This window comes from Pseudomonas sp. Ma2-10 (assembly GCF_054330215.1).
Genome location: NZ_JBTEYL010000030.1, coordinates 28,111 through 44,531 on the forward strand (window position 1 = coordinate 28,111; position 16,421 = coordinate 44,531).

Below are 16,421 nucleotides of genomic sequence, written 5' to 3' on the forward strand. Positions count from 1 at the left end.
CAGAGCGGCGGCGTCGCCGCCCGACTCTGCGGAAGGTTATTCCGCCAATATCGTGTGACTGACGGCCCGAGCCCTCGGTTTCCCGGCTAGTGTTTACCTAACGCAGTGCGCGAGCTTCGCATGGGTTGCTATGTTGAGAGCTGGGTTCGGATCCAGTTGTGCAGTGGTGATCTTGCATCCCGTTCGTGCGAAATGGTTGAGCAAACTGACGTTTAGCCGCTACAGCCGTCGCTATGTGGCCAATAGCATCCGGTCGTGGAGGACTGGATTGGCCCAGAGTGGGCGATAAGGTGGCTCTAGGAGCTAGATGCCATTCAGTTCAATTTTATAACCCACACCATAAATCGAGTGGATCAGTTCTTGCCCTTCGGCAACCTGATCTAATTTACGGCGAATATTTTTCACATGACTATCAACGGTGCGGTCGGTGACCACGCGGTGATCGTCGTACAGGTGGTTCATCAGTTGATCACGCGAGAATACTCGCCCCGGCGCTGCCACTAGGCAATGCAACAAACGGAACTCCACCGGAGTCAGGTCAAGATCAATCCCGGTAAAGTGAGCCCGGTAAGTATCGGCATCCAATTGTAAAGCACTGCCCGACTGTACCGGGCGGCGGCGCAGGACGGCGCGTACACGGGCCATCACTTCACGCGGGCTGAACGGTTTGCAAATATAATCGTCAGCGCCTAGATCCAGACCCAGCAGGCGATCCACCTCCTCGACTCGTGCAGTGATCAGCATGATGGGTACCTCGCTGAATGTGCGCAACTCTCGGCAAATCTGTAGACCATTCATTCCCGGCAGCATGATGTCGAGTAAGATCAACGCTGGCTCGGCGGCACGTACTGCTGGAACCACGGCTAGACCATCGTCAAGGCAATCCACTTGATGTCCGGCCGCTTGCAGATAGTCGCGCAGTAGCGCGGCCAGCTTGGGTTCATCCTCGACCACCATGATGCGTGCAGAGCGCAACGTGTCATTACTCATCATTAGATATGCTCCCGAGGTAGGCGCAAACTCAGCATTAACCCGCCTAACGGAGAGGGCTGCGCTTCAAGGCTAGCGCCATGAGCTTCAGCAATATTACGGCAGATCGCTAGGCCCAGGCCGGAGCCACCACTGGCTCGTCGGCGCGAGTTCTCGCCCCTGAAAAACCGCTCGAACAGGTGCGGCAAATCGGCCTCTGCAACCCCGGGTGTAGAGTCGAGCCAATCGAGGCGGACCTGTTCGGGTTCTCCGTACAGGCGAATGCGCAGGCATCCACCGGGCTCGGTGTAGCGCAAGCTGTTTTCCAGTAGGTTGCCTAACAGCTGGCGCAGGCGACCGGCGTCTGCGAGCACCGATAGCGGTGCCGTAGGCAGTTCCAACTCCAGTGTGAGGCCCTTTTCCAGGCAACGTTCGTCGGCGCCAGCCAGTGCTTGCTGCAGTAATTCCAATAGATCCACGCTGCTCTTGCGATAGGTCAGCGCGCCAACGTCGGCCAAAGAGAGCTCATAGAGGTCGTCGACCAGCTTGCTCAATTGGGCGACCTCCTGCTGCAACGAGCACAACGAGTCACCGTCAAGCTTACGTACGCCATCTTCGAGCGCCTCCAGCTCGCCGCGCAGTACCGCCAGGGGGGTGCGCAGTTCGTGGGAGATATCCGCCATGAAGTCACGGCGCATGCGTTCGTTGCGCTCTAGCGTGTGGGCCAGCTGATTGAAGTCGCGGGCCAGCAGGCCAACCTCGTCGTCACTGCTCACGGTCACACGCTCGGCGTAATCACCGCTGGCTAACCGATGGGTCGCCGCAGCCACTTGACGTACAGGGGCCAGTAATCGACGTGAGGCCCACCCACCAATCAGTGCAGCCAACAACAGAGCTAGGAGTCCAACCCCAAGGCTGGTTAACAGTTGCCGTTTGAGCAGTATCGCCCCGCCAGCCTCAGTCACGCTCTGGAATGATGACATGGCCACCCACCCCACCGTTTTGCCTCCCACCTCAATGGGCAAGCGCGGGCTTCCTTGGCGTAAATCAACGAAGCCAACCAGCATTTTCTGGTGCTCATCCAACAGGGCAATACGAAATACTGCGCCAGTAAGGTCAGAGGGCGGCACCCTCCAATTGGTTTTGTCCGGATCGAGCCTGTTTTGTGGGTGAATCAGTCCTAACCAATTCTTGCGACCGTCGCGCAGCTCATCCCAACTGCCGTGCTCGATGTAGTAGTCACGCAGGTTCGGTAATACGGCGATCATGCGTTCCTTGGTCTGGCCGTTGATATAACCGAGAAACCCGCGCGCGAAGTTCCATCCGTCAGCCACTCCCATAGCCAGGATCGTAAACAAGGCTGTGCCCAGCACAGCGAGAAACAGTTTGCGTGAGAGATTGAGCTTCATGGCATGCCAGTAAACGGGAACAAAAAGCTATTAAGGGCGAGCGGCGCGCCAGGTGCAACGCTAACCACGCAATCTTCATATTCTCTGCACATTTACGTGCGCAACGCCAGCGATGAAATGGTGCCGTTCAGTGCATTTTCTCGGAGCGACTGGAGCTATGGCTCACCTTTGTTGCAGCGTTACAACGGCAGCTCTGCGGTGGCGCTGGTCGGGGACCCGGCAGCCGGAGTCAGCTCTGGCGAGGCCATGGCCGAGGTGGAAAGCCTGATTGCTCAACTACCGAGCGGTATCGGTTACGAGTGGTCCGGGCAGTCTTATCAGGAACGCCTCTCTGGCTCGCAGGCGCCGTTGCTCTATGCCATATCCGTGCTGTTCGTTTTCCTCTGTTTGGCTGCTTTGTATGAGAGCTGGTCGGTGCCCTTTTCGGTGATGCTGGTCGTGCCGCTCGGGGTCATTGGAGCGGTATTCAGTACGTGGCTTTCAGGACTGACGAATGACGTGTATTTCCAGGTTGGTCTGTTGACCACTGTGGGGCTGGCGGCGAAAAACGCGATTCTTATTGTCGAGTTTGCCAAGCATCTACAGGAACAGGGTCAGGATCTGATCAGCGCCACACTAGAGGCCTGTCGCCAGCGTCTGCGTCCAATATTGATGACTTCTTTGGCTTTTATGTTTGGCGTGTTGCCTTTGGCCCTGAGCAGCGGCGCGGGTGCTGGCGGACGGCAATCTATCGGTACCGGCGTGCTCGGCGGCATGTTCACCGCCACCATATTGGGGATTTTCTTCGTGCCATTGTTATTCGTTATGGTGCGCCGCATGGCGAGCCGTGAACCAACCACCTCTGTTGGCGGAGTCGAAGAATGATTGGTTTTCCTCGCGCTCTATTGATGTTGCCAGCATTGCTACTGGCAGGCTGCGTCAACTTGGCGCCTACCTATGAGCAGCCACTAGCACCGGTTCCTAGCCAGTGGTCCAGCGCCAGCAATGGTCAAGCCAGTGTCGAAATCAACTGGCAGCAATTCTTTCTCGATCCACAACTGAAAGCAGTAATCGAGCGCGCCTTGGTCAACAACCGTGATCTGCTAGTGGCCGTGCTGAACGTAGACAAAGCTCAGGCGCAGTACCGGATTCAGCGAGCTGAGTTGATGCCATCCGTGAGTGTCAGCGGCAGCGGCACTCACAGCCGCACTCCCGCCAGTCTCAGCAGCAGCGGCGTTGCCAGCAACAGCCACCAGTACAGCGTCGAACTGGGCTTTAGCAGTTATGAGCTGGACCTCTTCAGTCGAGTGCGTAACCTCAGCGCCGCTGCCCTAGAAGACTATCTGGCCCTAGCGGAAACCCAACGCAGCACCCAGATCAGTCTCGTCGCAGAAGTGGCCAATGCCTGGCTAACGGTCGCCGCCGACCGAGGCCTGCTGCAGTTGGCAGAGGAAACCTTGAGCAGCCAACAGGCCAGCTATCAACTCCAACAACGCAGCCATGACCTGGGCAACACTTCAGGCTTGACGCTGGCCCAAGCGCAGACGACCGTCGAGTCCGCGCGGGTCGATGTGGCTGGCTTCCGCAGCCAAGTGCAGCTAGATATCAATGCACTCAACCTGCTGACCGGCGAAAGCCTGCCTGAGACATTCCTGCCAAAGGCTTTGGCCGATGGCACAGCACAACTGCTGAGTATCCCCAGTGGCTTGTCCTCCAGTCTGCTGCTACAACGACCGGATGTGCTGGCCGCGGAGCACAGTTTGAAAGCAGCCAATGCCGACATCGGTGCTGCGCGTGCAGCGTTTTTCCCGAGCATCCGTCTCACGGCCGCCGCAGGTACCAGTAGCACTGAACTCAGCTCGCTATTCAAGGGCGGCAGTGGCGCTTGGAGCTTTGCCCCGAGCATCACCCTGCCGATTTTCAATGCTGGCAGTAACCGAGCCAATCTGGATGCCGCAAAAAGTGAGAATGCGATTCAGATCGCCACTTACGAGAAAAGTATTCAGACAGCCTTCCAGGAAGTTGCCGACGCGTTGGCCGTGCGCAACACCTTGGAGGAACGCTTGAATGCCCAGCAGGCACTCACGGCGGCCACCGCCAAGAGCTACAAACTGGCCGATGCGCTTTACCGCAACGGTGCCAGCAGTTACCTGGATGCCCTCGACTCGCAGCGTGAGTTGTACACGGCACGACAAAATCTGATCAGCCTGCAACTGACTGAACAAAGCAACCGCATCACGCTGTACAAAGTTCTAGGTGGTGGTATCGGCGACTAGTTGCCTGCCCTCGATGTCCACACCACCACAATAGTGAAGCACGTCAAAGACATCACATTATGCGTAGATGCAACTGATGTACTGACGTACGAATTTGGAACTCAGAATAAGGATTACTTAATGAAATTCGGCATCGCTTCATTAGCAGCTCTCTGCCTTTCCTCGGCTGCGGTCTCGGCGGAGACCTTTAGTGCAGACGTATGGGCCGACAATTGGTTTGAAATGCGGATCAATGGTGCGCAAGTTGCCGAAGACAGCGTGCCCATCACGACCGAGCGCTCGTTCAATGCCGAGAGTTTTGAGTTCGTCGCCAACCGGCCTTTCGTCATTGGCCTCGTAGCCAAGGACTTCAAGGAAAACGACTCCGGTCTGGAATATATTGGCACTGGCCGGCAGCAGATGGGTGACGGGGGCGTCATCGTGCAGATCAAGGATAGCTCTGGCGAGATGGTTGCCGTCAGCAACGCTGAGTGGAGCTGCCTGGTTGTTCACAGCGCGCCGCTAGACAAAGCGTGTGAACGCGAGGCAAACCCTGTTGCGGGCGAAGGAGCCTGTACCTTTCAGGTAAGAGAGGAGCCCGATGGCTGGGATCAGGCAGGCTTTGACGCCTCGGACTGGCCGCAGGCAAGCGTCTATTCCGAACGCGAGGTCAGCCCAAAGGACGGCTTTGACCGGATCGATTGGGCAAGCGAGGCCAAGTTGATCTGGGGACCCGATCTTGAGCAAAGCAACACCATTCTCTGCCGCCTGGTAGTCGAGTGAGTCGCCCCGACAGAACGGAGTCAAAGACATGACCAGTCCCGCCATAGTGGCGATGGCCGCCTTAGCGCTGATCGCCGCAGCCTCCACCGCAGCCGCCCATGACGACCACTGTGCTGCTGTCGCGGCGTCGGTTGCCAACGCAGGCTTCGCTGCGCGCGTCACAGTCACCTGCACCGACAGCCACGCGATCATTCACTCCGATACCTACCCGGACCATGAAAAGATGACCGGGATTGTCGGAACAAACGAGCAGGTGCCGGTTCCGGCTGAATACGATGCGCCGATCGTCCTTTCGCCAACCCTCGGCACAACACCACAAACCCGTGATGCGGCTTTGGGCGTCGCGGTAAACGGTGTGCCGATCTACGACTACACAGCGGGTGGTGAAATGAGCCAAGAGGATCTAGCACGCCATCAAGCTCATCACGATACGCTTCAGACCGGACAGCTTGACGTCTGTGGCGGCCATGCGGGGCGCGGAGATGACTATCACTACCATGCCAAACCGACTTGCATGATCGACCAGATGACCAACGCTGGGGACGATGCGATCATCGGCTGGGCCTTTGACGGCTTTCCGATCTACGGCGACAACAACCCAGATGGGTCGGTGATCGCCCAGAAAAGTTTGGACCTGTGCAACGGACAGCCAGACGAAAACTACGTCTATCGCTATCACACCTCGGCCGAGGCACCGTATATCGTGCAGTGCCTGATGGGGGCAGTGGCCGACCTCGAAAAACTCCCCCGCGTGAGTCCGCTCTCGGCGGTAGATGGGAGCGGCGCTGCGCCTGGTCGGCCACCGCAAGGTGGGGTTGAGAATCTCGTCTTTAGCGAAAACGCAGATGGAAATCGGAGCATGGATTACAGCTTTAAGGGCGAAGACTACTATATTCGCTACACCCCCTCGACTAAGCCCGGCTGTTATGACTTCGTCACGCGAACGATAACCAATGGCGGCAAGGTAAATACAGGCGAGTACTGCCGGCGATAACTGAATTGCTTCTGGTTTTGTAGACACTTCCGAGCATCTAGGCTCTTGGCTAAATATCCGTTATCACCAGCTACAGATTTGGGTGGGCACCGATCTGTCACGACCTGCAGAAAGCAGTTTTCAACTAGTTGAGTGGGATGTGGGTTGGTCTAATCTAGACGAACCCACATCACCCTTCGGAGCTGATTTTGCAGGTAGTTCATTGAAATGATTATTTGGCCTGAACGCTTAACAACGACTTCGCGTTCACCAAAACGATTACGACCCTAACTCTGACCACTAGCTTATTCTCGATAAGCGCTGATACCGGGTTTGCGGACCTTGGTATGGCTGTTCTGGCGTGCTTTTGTAAAAGCTAAAATGGAAAGCCGCCCGGAGGCGGCCAGAAGGATATTGCACGGATGAGGCTTCACGCCAGCCTAGCCGCTGAGCATGGCTAGTTACTTTTCAGCGTTTGTAAATCACCCTTCAACGTCTGCTTGTCGGCAGCCTTGACTGGTGACTGACACCGATTGAGTGAAAAGTGCTTTGAGCATGGATGCGCACATAAGCAGCATCACGAGAGAGAAGGGCAGTGCGGCGATGATCATTGCTTTCTGAATCGCAGCAAGTCCTCCCGCCAGCATCAGCGAGCCTGCAACAAAAGTGAGTACCAGTCCCCAGATCACTCGGTGACGGGTCGCGGGATTGGTGTCACCGCCAGCCATGATTGTGTTCAGCACCAGTACGCCCGAGTCGGCCGAGGTTACTAGGTAGGTAATGATCAGGATCACCGAGGCGATCGATGCCAGGTTACCCACTAGACCTAGATCCAACTGCTGTAGCGTGACGAAAAGAGCAGTACCTATATTGCTATTTACGGCTTCTATTATCGTGCCAGCTGCTTGGCCGTTGGTTTCCATATCGAGAGCGGTGCCCCCCAGGAAGGCCATCCAGGCGAAGCACATAAGCGTCGGCACCAAGATTCCGCCGAGCACGAACTCGCGAATCGTGCGCCCCCGTGAGATACGAGCCAGGAATAACCCCACGAAGGGGGCGAAGGCGATCCACCACGCCCAATAGAGAATGGTCCAGCTAGACTGCCAACGGCCCAGTTCGCTGTCTTTGTCCCAGACCGAGAAGCTCAGCGCCGGCAGATTGGCTGCATAGTCGAGCAGACTGCTGCCGAACAGTTTCAATCCATAAAGGGTCGAGCCAAACACCACGAATACGGCGAGCAGCGCGAACGACAGGTACATGTTGATATGGCTAAGCCATTTCACGCCACGGTTTACACCGGTCAGCGCCGACAAGATCGACAACGACATGACCAATGCGAGCGTTAGAACCAAAGCAACATTGGTCGGCTTGCCGTCGGCATCGACTAGTAGTCCAGCGCCGCTGATGAACTCAACGCCGGAAACCAGCTGGGAAACACCTGTCCCTACGGTCGAAGCGACGCCAAGAATGGTGGCGACTACGGCGATGATATCGATCAAATGGCCTAGAGGGCCGTTTAGGCGCTCACCAAACAGCGGATAAAGGGTCGAGCGAATGGTCAAGGGTAGGTTGTGGCGGTAGGCGAAATAGGCCATAGCCAAACCTGCAGCGATATAGACACCCCAGGCATGCAGGCCCCAGTGCAGCAAGGTGGAACGCATCGCCGACGGCACTGTTTCGATGCTGGCGCTGGCAACGCTGCCCTGGATGATTTCGGGGTTGTTCTGGAAGTGGTAGAGCGGCTCGCCGATGGAGTAGAGCATCAGTCCGATGCCCATGCCGGCACTGAACAACATGGCAAACCAAGAGAAGAATGAGAACTCCGGCGCCTCGTTGTCAGCCCCCAGCCGTATACGGCCGAAGCGGCTACAGCTGACGAAAAAACAAAATATCAACAGCGCTGAGACGGCATAGATGTAGTAGGTATTGAAGTTGGATAGCAGGAAGTCATTGATATTGCCGAGAAAATTGACGGCGCTATCTGGGTAGACAACGGCATAGATCACCAACGCGACGATGATCAGTTTGCTGAGTAAGGTGACGGTCGGATTGAGCCCCTTATAAAGGCCTCGTTGAGCTAAGGCTATATTGAGCTTTTGGTCTGACATCGTTTATCCCATTAATCTTGTACTTATTTTCTGAGTTTGGTGCAGGGTTGCTCATCCTTGAGCGAGCGTTGCTTATCCTTAGCCAGGCCGGTCTCTGCTTAAAAGAAACCTAAGGGGTTGATGTCGTAGCTGATCAGCAGGTTCTTGGTCTGCTGATAGTGGTCGAGCATCATCTTGTGAGTCTCGCGGCCGACGCCGGACTTCTTGTAGCCACCGAAGGCGGCGTGCGCTGGGTACAGGTGGTAGCAGTTGGTCCACACGCGACCGGCCTTGATCGCCCGGCCCATGCGGTAGGCGCGGTTGATGTCACGGGTCCACAAACCGGCACCGAGACCGAACTCGGTGTCGTTGGCAATCGCCAGGGCTTCGGCTTCGTCCTTGAAGGTAGTGATACCCACCACCGGGCCGAAGATCTCTTCCTGGAACACGCGCATCTTGTTGTTGCCCTTGAGCAGGGTCGGCTGGATGTAGTAACCGCTGGCCAGGTCGCCCTCCAGGCGTTCCGCCGCGCCGCCGGTGAGCAACTCGGCGCCTTCCTGCTGGGCGATCTCCAGGTAGCTCAAAATCTTGTCGTACTGCTGCTCGGAAGCCTGAGCGCCGACCATCGTTTCGGTGTCCAGCGGGTCGCCACGCTTGATCAGCTTGATCTTCTTCATCACCTCGACCATGAAGGCGTCGTAGATCGACTCCTGCACAAGCGCGCGGGATGGGCAGGTGCAGACTTCGCCCTGGTTGAAGAACGCCAGCACCAGACCCTCGGCGGCTTTCTCGATGAACGCCGGCTCAGCGTTCATGATGTCTTCGAAGAAGATGTTCGGCGACTTGCCGCCCAGTTCCACGGTGGACGGGATGATGTTCTCCGCCGCGCACTTGAGGATGTGCGAACCGACCGGGGTGGAGCCGGTAAAGGCGATCTTGGCGATGCGCTTGCTGGTGGCCAGGGCCTCACCGGCTTCGCGGCCAAAGCCCTGCACCACGTTGAGCACGCCCGGCGGCAACAGGTCGCCGATCAGCTCCATCAGCACGCTGATCGACAGCGGCGTCTGCTCGGCCGGCTTCAAAATCACGCAGTTGCCGGCGGCCAGGGCCGGAGCCAGTTTCCAGGCGGCCATCAGCAGCGGGAAGTTCCACGGGATGATCTGGCCGACCACGCCCAGCGGCTCGTGGAAGTGATAGGCAGCGGTGTGTTCGTCGATCTCGGCGGCGCTGCCTTCCTGGGCGCGGATGCAACCGGCGTAATAACGGAAGTGATCGGCGGCCAGCGGTACGTCGGCGTTGAGGGTTTCGCGTACGGCCTTGCCGTTGTCCCAGGTTTCGGCCACGGCCAGCAGTTCGAGGTTGGCTTCGATGCGGTCGGCAATTTTCAGCAGAACCAGCGAGCGATTCTGCACCGAGGTCTTGCCCCAGGCATCGGCGGCGGCATGCGCAGCGTCCAGGGCTAACTCGATGTCGGAGGCATCGGAGCGTGGAAACTCGCCGATCACCGAGGCATCGACCGGGCTGGTGTTGGTGAAATACTGCCCCTTGAGCGGCGCGACAAACTCGCCACCGATGAAGTTACCGTAACGCGACTTGAGGTTAATGACAGCGCCTGGTGTTCCGGGTTTGGCATAAATCATGGTTCGGCCTCTTATTGTTCTGACTGTTAGTTGATTGGGAGCCGTTGCTGACTACCGAAGCAACTCATCTTCGAAGGGAAACTCGGACAGCAGTTGGATACCGGTTTCGGTCATCAGCAGTTGTTGTTCCAGCTTCACGCCCTCAGGGCCGCCTTCTTCACCGATATAGCTTTCGACGCAGAGCGTCATGCCTGGCAGGATTTCGCCGTCATAGCCCGATACCTGGAAGTCGGCATGGTGGTAGAGATAGGGGTACTCGCCGGTCATGCCGCAGCCGTGAGCCGAGAGGTAGTAGCGGTTGGCGTGGTACTTCTCCGGAATATTCCAGGCCTTGTCGGCGTACTCGCGAAAGCTCATGCCTGGCTTGAGGATTTCCATGTTGTGATGGACCTGCTCATGGGCGAGCTTGTAGAGGGGGCGCTGGCCTTCGCTCGGTTTGCCGGGGCCCGAATGGAAGGTGCGGGAGAAGTCCGAGTAGTAGCCGTGACAGCCAACGACGTCGGTATCCAGGGCGACCAGTTGGTTTTCGCCGATTACGTGGCTCGAGGTTTCCTGGAACCAGGGATTGGTGCGGCTGCCGGCACTCAGCAGGCGGGTCTCGCAGTAATCGCCATTCTGCGCAATCACCGACTGGTGCAGCACCGACCACAACTCGTTTTCGGTGATGCCTGGGCGGATCGCTTCGCGCAGCTTGCCGACTGCGACTTCGGTAGCACGCAGAGAGGCAACGACGCACTTGATTTCTTCGGTCGACTTGATTGCCCGCGCCATTTCTATTGGCTCTTGGGCATCAACCACTTTTACCCCCAGCTGCGACATAGCGATCGCAGTGCCGGCGTTCATCCTCTCCAGGCCGATGGTCGCGCGCGGACCAACCAGCTCGCTGATGGTGGCGACCATCTCAGCCGCCCATGCCTTCTCACGGTTGGCAATATCAGAACCAGCGGCGACGAAGCTGGCGGTCATCGATGGGCGTACCTCGTCGATGGTTTCGTAACCAGCGGCCAGGTGTTCGCAGCCGGTGAATTCGAACAAAATCGTGCGCTTGGCGGTGACTAGCAGGTAGCGGGACGGCGCATTGCGGGCACAGAAAATCTGCATATTGCGGGTCCCGGTCGCATAGCGGATGTTGACCGGGTCGCTGATCACCAGCGCATCGATCGCCCGCTTGTGCATTTCCGCACGCACGCGGCCGAGGCGGTAGAGCCTCACGGCGCTTAGGTCGATCCCCAGGCTTTCGGGGGCTTGGTCCAGCAGCTGGATATCATTGAGGTCGGAACGCTCGGCGTGCCAGTCCAGAGTTGTCATAGGTGTATTCTCGAGTCGACTAGGGTAGATAACCAATTCTTATTAAACGCATTGCTTGCCAGGTTGGATATTTACTGGCGGTTTGCGACAATGCCGACTCTACGAGAGGGTGGGTGAGCTGTACATCCGATGGAATTTCATCTCAGTTGATAACTAAGGGTTATGAAGAGTCTAAGGCATCGCTTACCTTCCCTAACCAGCTTGATGGTGTTCGAGGCGTCTGCCCGCACCCTGAACTTCACGCGGGCGGCAGAGGAACTGCACGTTTCGCAAGCGGCGGTGAGCAAACAAATTCGATACCTGGAAGAGTACTTCGGGTTCCTGCTATTTGAGCGCCACGGTCGACGGGTGAAGCTGTCGTCACGCGGGCAACAGCTGTACGGCAAGGTGAGCGCGTCCTTCAACTACCTGGCTGACGCGGTGGAGGAGATCAGTGTCCAGAGCACGGCTACTTCGGTCACCCTGGCGGCCAACACGGCCGTATCTCACTACTGGCTGAGCCATGCGATGAAGAGCTTTCGCGACCAGCACCCGACGTTCGGCGCGAACATTCGTATGATTACCTCGGATCACACGGCTGACCTTTTCGCCGAAGGGGTTGATCTTGCCGTGGCCTACGATCCAGCGAAACGAATAAACTGGACGAGCCAGCTACTGTTCGAGGAAGAACTCTATCCGGTAGCGAGCCCTGACTATATTCGCAGCCACCCGCTGGAGGGGGAGGGGCCCGAGGCTCTTCTGGCGCAGGATTTGCTCGACTACGAGCGACTGGAGCCGAACTGGATCAACTGGTCTATCTGGTTTGAGGCATTGGGCGTCGATCCGCAACGCGTCAAGGCGTCTGGGTACGGGAACAACTATATCGTGCTGGTGGATGCCGCCACGCGTGGCCACGGCGTGACCCTTGGCACTCGATATTTACTTGATCAAGAACTAAAGGACGGTCGGTTGGCTCGCCTTTCGACATTCAGCGTCCGGCCGGGGCGCGGCTACCACCTAATGTCCAACAACGAGCAGCCGTATCGGTATGAAGTGTCTCAGTTACATGCCTGGCTGAGCGGGTACTGCGATAGAGATTCTGTCTCTGATAAAGCATGAAATAACTCGAAGTCGTGACCGCGAGAAACGTTAATTCCCACCAGTTTCAATACGCTTGCTCAATTTTCAGGCATCTATTTTTGGGCTGGCTGTGCGCTTCCAAAACGTTTGCCAAGGGTAGAGGTTTTCGTTTGAGGCTGAGCTCCCATGATCACAGATTCTTCGATGGTAACTATTCAGTTAAAACTGTGGAGCAGGTGCAGGTTCAGCAGCCTGATGTGCCCGTTTCAATTGAATATTGACGTGCTATCTGACTGACTGCCAAGAAAAAAGGCCAGCGCGTGGCTGGCCAAAGAGGGGGAGCAATCCCTTAATGCACTTCTATGTCATCAAACAAAACATTAAAAATAATAACCGATGTTGGCGTACAACTGATTTTCCCACTGGTTACTGCCGCCTGCACCGAGACTCTGGGTATAGCTGCTTCCGCCTATGTAGGGGTCGTTCTTGCCGTGCAGCCATTCGACAGCGATCCACAGATCTTTAAGGGAGAAGGACGTGCCCAGAATGAAACGCTGTGAATCTTGAAAGGAGCTTTCCGATTTGTCGAATAGGCTATAGTTGCCATACACGCGCACACCGGAAGCCAGCCAATATTTGCCGGGCAAGTCATAACTGAGTTCGCCTACATACAGATTGCCTTTGGACGCCACGTTGAAGGTTCCGTCATAGCCGCCAAAGGTCACAACCTTGTTGGTCCCGGCATTCTCCGGTGTCATCTGTTGCCGCGCTACTTGCAACTGAGTCCCCCAAGGCCCGTTCTTACCCATGTAGTGGACAGCGAATGCGTTGCGCCGGCCATCGTTACCGGTATCCTGATTTTCCAAGGTCGAGGTTAGGAGCGAGCCCCCAATCTCCGATTTCCAGTCGCCAAGGCTGAGCTTGCGAGCCAGGCGTAGGGCGATCATGTTTTTCTCGGAGTTGTCGCTACCATCGGCTACGTAATCGTCTGCGTCAGCCACATTGGTAGAGTACGATTTGCCACCTCGACTAGTGCCTTTCCACTGGCCGCCATCAGTTGCATAGTAAGCGGCTTGAAGGTTCCACTCGGGGCCGTCATTGATGTACTTGACGCCCAGATTATGCACATCCTCCAAACCGACGACATTGCCCAAGCCTTTGTAGAATGTGCTGCCGAAGTACGGCTGTAAACCGAATGGGACCTGATTTATACCAACCTGTATCTGCTGAGACTCATCAAACTTGTAGCCGATCCAGGCCCAGGATGGGAAGGCAACATCGCCGATGCTGTCAACATAATCGTAAGGGTAAGACCCGCCGTAGAACCTATATTGTGCGGAGCCTATCCAAGTGGCCGAATTGTAATTCACATCAATCCGGAACGTATCAAAAGATAATTTTTGAATATCTCGATCTGGGTCATAATCAAATCGGGCTCTCACCGCTCCGCCGATATCAAGGTTCTCGGTAACGGGAGCCGCTATAACTGCTTGATTAAGGGCGAGGACTATGGGGAGCACTAGTAGTGACTGAGATTTTTTATATTTTTTGATGAGCACTCAATATCTCCTGCTTGGTCTTATTATGATTTTTTACGAAAACAGTACCCGTCCGAAGTCGATGTGAGCATTCGTGGGCGGAGAGGGTCACTAGAAAGTTTTAACGTGTGGTTTCACGCATTTAGGCGTGACTAGTGACCTGTGTGGCTAGTTCTATTAGTCAATTTCGGCGTCTAAGTGCCCCGATACGGTGTTGCCGCTCTTCGTAATCGCCTGCTATGACTCGTCGCAGCGCCTTGCCTCGGAACCTCAATCATCCGAACTTTAGTTAGCCAACTCGCCGTACAGGCAACTAGAAGTTCTTCTCACTTGGTGAGCATCGACGCGACAAGGTCAACTGGCTCATCACGAAGGCACATCAATGCACGGGGCGAGGCCGCTCAGGCCTGGCCACGTACAACGCTGTATCTTTAGAAAGGGGCGGTCGGGTTCAGCGCAGCCATTGCTCGGTCAGTGCGCGATTTGCTTCGAGCCAGACACGCGTGCCTTTCTCCGGACGCGTTTGACCCTGCTCGATGATTTCCGCCATCAATCCGCCAAGGGAGGTGTCGTCCATCTTCCATTGCTGCAACCAGCGCTCCACTTCCGGATGCTCGCCCTTAAACGATTTGGATGCAATTCCATAGATCGAGTCGGTCTTACCGAATGCTCCCTTGGGGTCCTTCAGGTAACGCAGCTTGTGCTTGGCCCATACCCAGTGCGGTTTCCACAGGGTCACCACAACCGCTTCCTTGCGTTTGAGTGCTCGCTCTAGGGTCAACAGCATGGCTGACTCGGACGAAGGTAAAACGTTGTAGTCCAGTTGGTACTGTTCCTTTGCCTGGTCGGTAAGCATCATCAGGCTGCTGCCCGAGTCGATACCGACGATGGTCGGAGAACCGGTCGTCTCGAAGTCTTTTTTGTTGGCGTTCAGCTGGTCAATGCTGTCGATGCTGACATAGTCAGGTACCGCCAGGCCCAAGTTAGCTTCAGGTAGCCAGGGTCCCAGTAGCGCGACCTTGTCCTTGACCTTGTCGAACGCCGGCTTGTCAGAGGTGGGCAGCCAGACTTCGAAGGTTAGGTCTAACTTGCCCTGAGCGACACCGTTGTAGAGCAGGGCTTTGTCGGCGCTTTTCAGCTCTACGTCGTAGCCTTTTTCGTCCAAGAGGATCTTCCACATATTGGCGACGGCAATATTCTCCGCCCAGTTGTTCATGCCAATGGTGATGGCCTTGTCGGTGTCCGCCTGAGTCAGGCCGGACGCAATCAACAAGCTGCCAAGCAGCAGGGATTTCATTGTTCTTATCATCATTTTTTAGGCTATGTACCCTTTAACTGTTGCATGGGGCGGCCCACCGCCTCCTGCAGACAAAACTCTGGCTGAATGCGCTTTGTGTACCGCTCCAACATGCGGCGCCAACCCAGGTAGTTAACGAGGTACTTGGTTGCCACACCATGAAAGCGCACCATCCAGCCCTTCAGTCGACTGTGATAGGCATTGACGTTCTGGATATGAAAAGCTGCTTCCTGAACGCGTAACCCCGGCCTCGCATACACCACCTTGTGGGTGATCCCGTTACGGCGTGCAAATGCCGCATAGATTGCTGCGCCATCAGTACAGAGCACCAACGCTTTATCCACCAAAGGCCTTAGTGCGGCACTTACATGGACGGCGTCGAGCTTCTCCAGCTGAAAGTCAGCGGTATGTCCCTCACGGTCGCGAACAACCAAAACGGGTATCTGATCCGGCCCCGTTCCGCGTGTCTTGCCCACACCCCCGCGTTTACGAGGTGGGCGCGGCATCTCGCGCTGACCTTTGAATGACTCGAGAAAGAACGTTTCGTCGGCCTCGACAATGCCGCTTTCACGCGCATCGTGATGCGCCGCTGCATCATGCAAAAACCGATGTCGCCAGCGAAATGAAGTGTTCTTGCTGACGCTGCAGTGTCGGGCCGCCGCTCTCACGGTCAACCCAGCAATGAGGGTTTGGGCATAATCCAGCCAGCAGTCCTTTTTGCGTAGGCGCGCCAAGGGTGTTCCAGTCAATGCATTGCACGTGCGCCGACAGACCTTGCAGCGATAGCGCTGCAAGCCACCACTGCGCCCCCATGAGGCCAGTTGCGCGGCGTCGGCGGCACAGTGCGGGCAGGCTTTCAGATCAGGGATGAGCTCTTCAAAGCCATCTCGCTGCACGTTGATCTGGAGAAAATGCTGAACGGTGGACTTCTGTTTGATCGTGAGGCGATCAAGCCGAGCCAGCAGGTGTTGAAAGGATTGGGCATCCATAACGGCACTCCTTGATGAGCACACGTCTTCAGTCTAGGCCTTGCAACAGTTAACGAGTACATAGCCATTTTTTAGCTCCATGTTGCCGTTTTAATGACTCTGCACCCGCAGGTGCTGGATGCGGGGCAAAGGCAC

The 16,421-nt window shown here is 56.4% G+C and carries 12 protein-coding genes and 1 pseudogene; 5 read left to right on the plus strand and 8 right to left on the minus strand.

What is annotated here, in order from left to right:
• Positions 1-303: 303 nt before the first annotated feature.
• Both ACXPVS_RS24560 and ACXPVS_RS24565 read right to left on the minus strand, forming a co-directional pair.
• Positions 304-990, minus strand: coding sequence for a response regulator (locus ACXPVS_RS24560; RefSeq protein ID WP_458512242.1), 687 nt, complete (start codon positions 988-990; stop codon positions 304-306).
• Positions 991-992: 2 nt separating this feature from the next.
• Complete coding sequence (locus ACXPVS_RS24565) at positions 993-2,378, minus strand: ATP-binding protein (RefSeq protein ID WP_458512211.1); 1,386 nt, start codon at positions 2,376-2,378, stop codon at positions 993-995.
• A gap of 87 nt (positions 2,379-2,465) precedes the next feature.
• Between ACXPVS_RS24565 and ACXPVS_RS24570 the strand changes: the two are divergent.
• The 4 genes and pseudogenes from ACXPVS_RS24570 to ACXPVS_RS24585 all read left to right on the plus strand — a co-directional run.
• A pseudogene (locus tag ACXPVS_RS24570) lies at positions 2,466-3,242 on the plus strand (efflux RND transporter permease subunit); the annotation flags it as partial.
• Entirely contained in the window at positions 3,239-4,633 is a 1,395-nt protein-coding gene (locus tag ACXPVS_RS24575) for an efflux transporter outer membrane subunit (protein WP_458512212.1), read from the plus strand. The pseudogene ACXPVS_RS24570 and the gene ACXPVS_RS24575, both read left to right, overlap by 4 nt.
• A 120-nt stretch (positions 4,634-4,753) precedes the next feature.
• Entirely contained in the window at positions 4,754-5,395 is a 642-nt protein-coding gene (locus ACXPVS_RS24580) for a hypothetical protein (RefSeq protein WP_458512213.1), read from the plus strand.
• A 28-nt stretch (positions 5,396-5,423) separates the two neighbouring features.
• Entirely contained in the window at positions 5,424-6,389 is a 966-nt protein-coding gene (locus tag ACXPVS_RS24585) for a YHYH protein (RefSeq protein ID WP_458512214.1), read from the plus strand.
• A gap of 461 nt (positions 6,390-6,850) precedes the next feature.
• Here the strand turns inward: ACXPVS_RS24585 and ACXPVS_RS24590 are convergent, their stop codons facing one another.
• From ACXPVS_RS24590 to ACXPVS_RS24600, 3 genes are all read right to left on the minus strand, one after another.
• On the minus strand, positions 6,851-8,476 hold the full coding sequence (locus ACXPVS_RS24590; RefSeq protein ID WP_458512215.1) for a BCCT family transporter: 1,626 nt from the start codon (positions 8,474-8,476) through the stop codon (positions 6,851-6,853).
• A 98-nt stretch (positions 8,477-8,574) separates the two neighbouring features.
• A complete protein-coding gene (exaC, locus tag ACXPVS_RS24595; protein ID WP_458512216.1) occupies positions 8,575-10,095 on the minus strand; it encodes an acetaldehyde dehydrogenase ExaC in 1,521 nt (506 codons plus the stop codon).
• A 51-nt stretch (positions 10,096-10,146) separates the two neighbouring features.
• Positions 10,147-11,403: a M24 family metallopeptidase gene (locus ACXPVS_RS24600; RefSeq protein WP_458512217.1), complete on the minus strand. Its 1,257-nt coding sequence runs from the start codon at positions 11,401-11,403 to the stop codon at positions 10,147-10,149.
• A 204-nt stretch (positions 11,404-11,607) separates the two neighbouring features.
• Between ACXPVS_RS24600 and ACXPVS_RS24605 the strand changes: the two genes are divergently transcribed.
• Positions 11,608-12,501: a LysR substrate-binding domain-containing protein gene (locus tag ACXPVS_RS24605; RefSeq protein WP_458512218.1), complete on the plus strand. Its 894-nt coding sequence runs from the start codon at positions 11,608-11,610 to the stop codon at positions 12,499-12,501.
• 341 nt (positions 12,502-12,842) lie between these two features.
• On the opposite strand, the gene ACXPVS_RS24610 is transcribed toward ACXPVS_RS24605, so the two are convergent.
• The 3 genes from ACXPVS_RS24610 to ACXPVS_RS24620 form a co-directional block, all read right to left on the minus strand.
• A complete protein-coding gene (locus ACXPVS_RS24610; RefSeq protein WP_458512219.1) occupies positions 12,843-14,021 on the minus strand; it encodes a hypothetical protein in 1,179 nt (392 codons plus the stop codon).
• Between the two features lie 430 nt (positions 14,022-14,451).
• Positions 14,452-15,297 (minus strand): glycine betaine ABC transporter substrate-binding protein, encoded by an 846-nt coding sequence (locus ACXPVS_RS24615; RefSeq protein WP_458512220.1) that lies wholly within the window; start codon positions 15,295-15,297, stop codon positions 14,452-14,454.
• Positions 15,298-15,320: 23 nt separating this feature from the next.
• The gene (locus ACXPVS_RS24620; protein ID WP_458512221.1) at positions 15,321-16,286 is read right to left on the minus strand and encodes an IS1595 family transposase; all 966 of its coding nucleotides are present in this window, start codon (positions 16,284-16,286) and stop codon (positions 15,321-15,323) included.
• Positions 16,287-16,421: the final 135 nt, after the last annotated feature.

Coding starts and splice junctions, on each gene's coding strand:
- ACXPVS_RS24575 (WP_458512212.1), top strand. CDS start 3,239: ATGATTGGTTTTCCTCGCGCTCTATTGATGTTGCCAGCATTGCTACTG.
- ACXPVS_RS24560 (WP_458512242.1), bottom strand. CDS start 990: ATGAGTAATGACACGTTGCGCTCTGCACGCATCATGGTGGTCGAGGAT.
- ACXPVS_RS24605 (WP_458512218.1), top strand. CDS start 11,608: ATGGTGTTCGAGGCGTCTGCCCGCACCCTGAACTTCACGCGGGCGGCA.
- ACXPVS_RS24580 (WP_458512213.1), top strand. CDS start 4,754: ATGAAATTCGGCATCGCTTCATTAGCAGCTCTCTGCCTTTCCTCGGCT.
- ACXPVS_RS24620 (WP_458512221.1), bottom strand. CDS start 16,286: ATGGATGCCCAATCCTTTCAACACCTGCTGGCTCGGCTTGATCGCCTC.
- ACXPVS_RS24600 (WP_458512217.1), bottom strand. CDS start 11,403: ATGACAACTCTGGACTGGCACGCCGAGCGTTCCGACCTCAATGATATC.
- ACXPVS_RS24615 (WP_458512220.1), bottom strand. CDS start 15,297: ATGAAATCCCTGCTGCTTGGCAGCTTGTTGATTGCGTCCGGCCTGACT.
- exaC (WP_458512216.1), bottom strand. CDS start 10,095: ATGATTTATGCCAAACCCGGAACACCAGGCGCTGTCATTAACCTCAAG.
- ACXPVS_RS24565 (WP_458512211.1), bottom strand. CDS start 2,378: ATGAAGCTCAATCTCTCACGCAAACTGTTTCTCGCTGTGCTGGGCACA.
- ACXPVS_RS24585 (WP_458512214.1), top strand. CDS start 5,424: ATGACCAGTCCCGCCATAGTGGCGATGGCCGCCTTAGCGCTGATCGCC.
- ACXPVS_RS24590 (WP_458512215.1), bottom strand. CDS start 8,476: ATGTCAGACCAAAAGCTCAATATAGCCTTAGCTCAACGAGGCCTTTAT.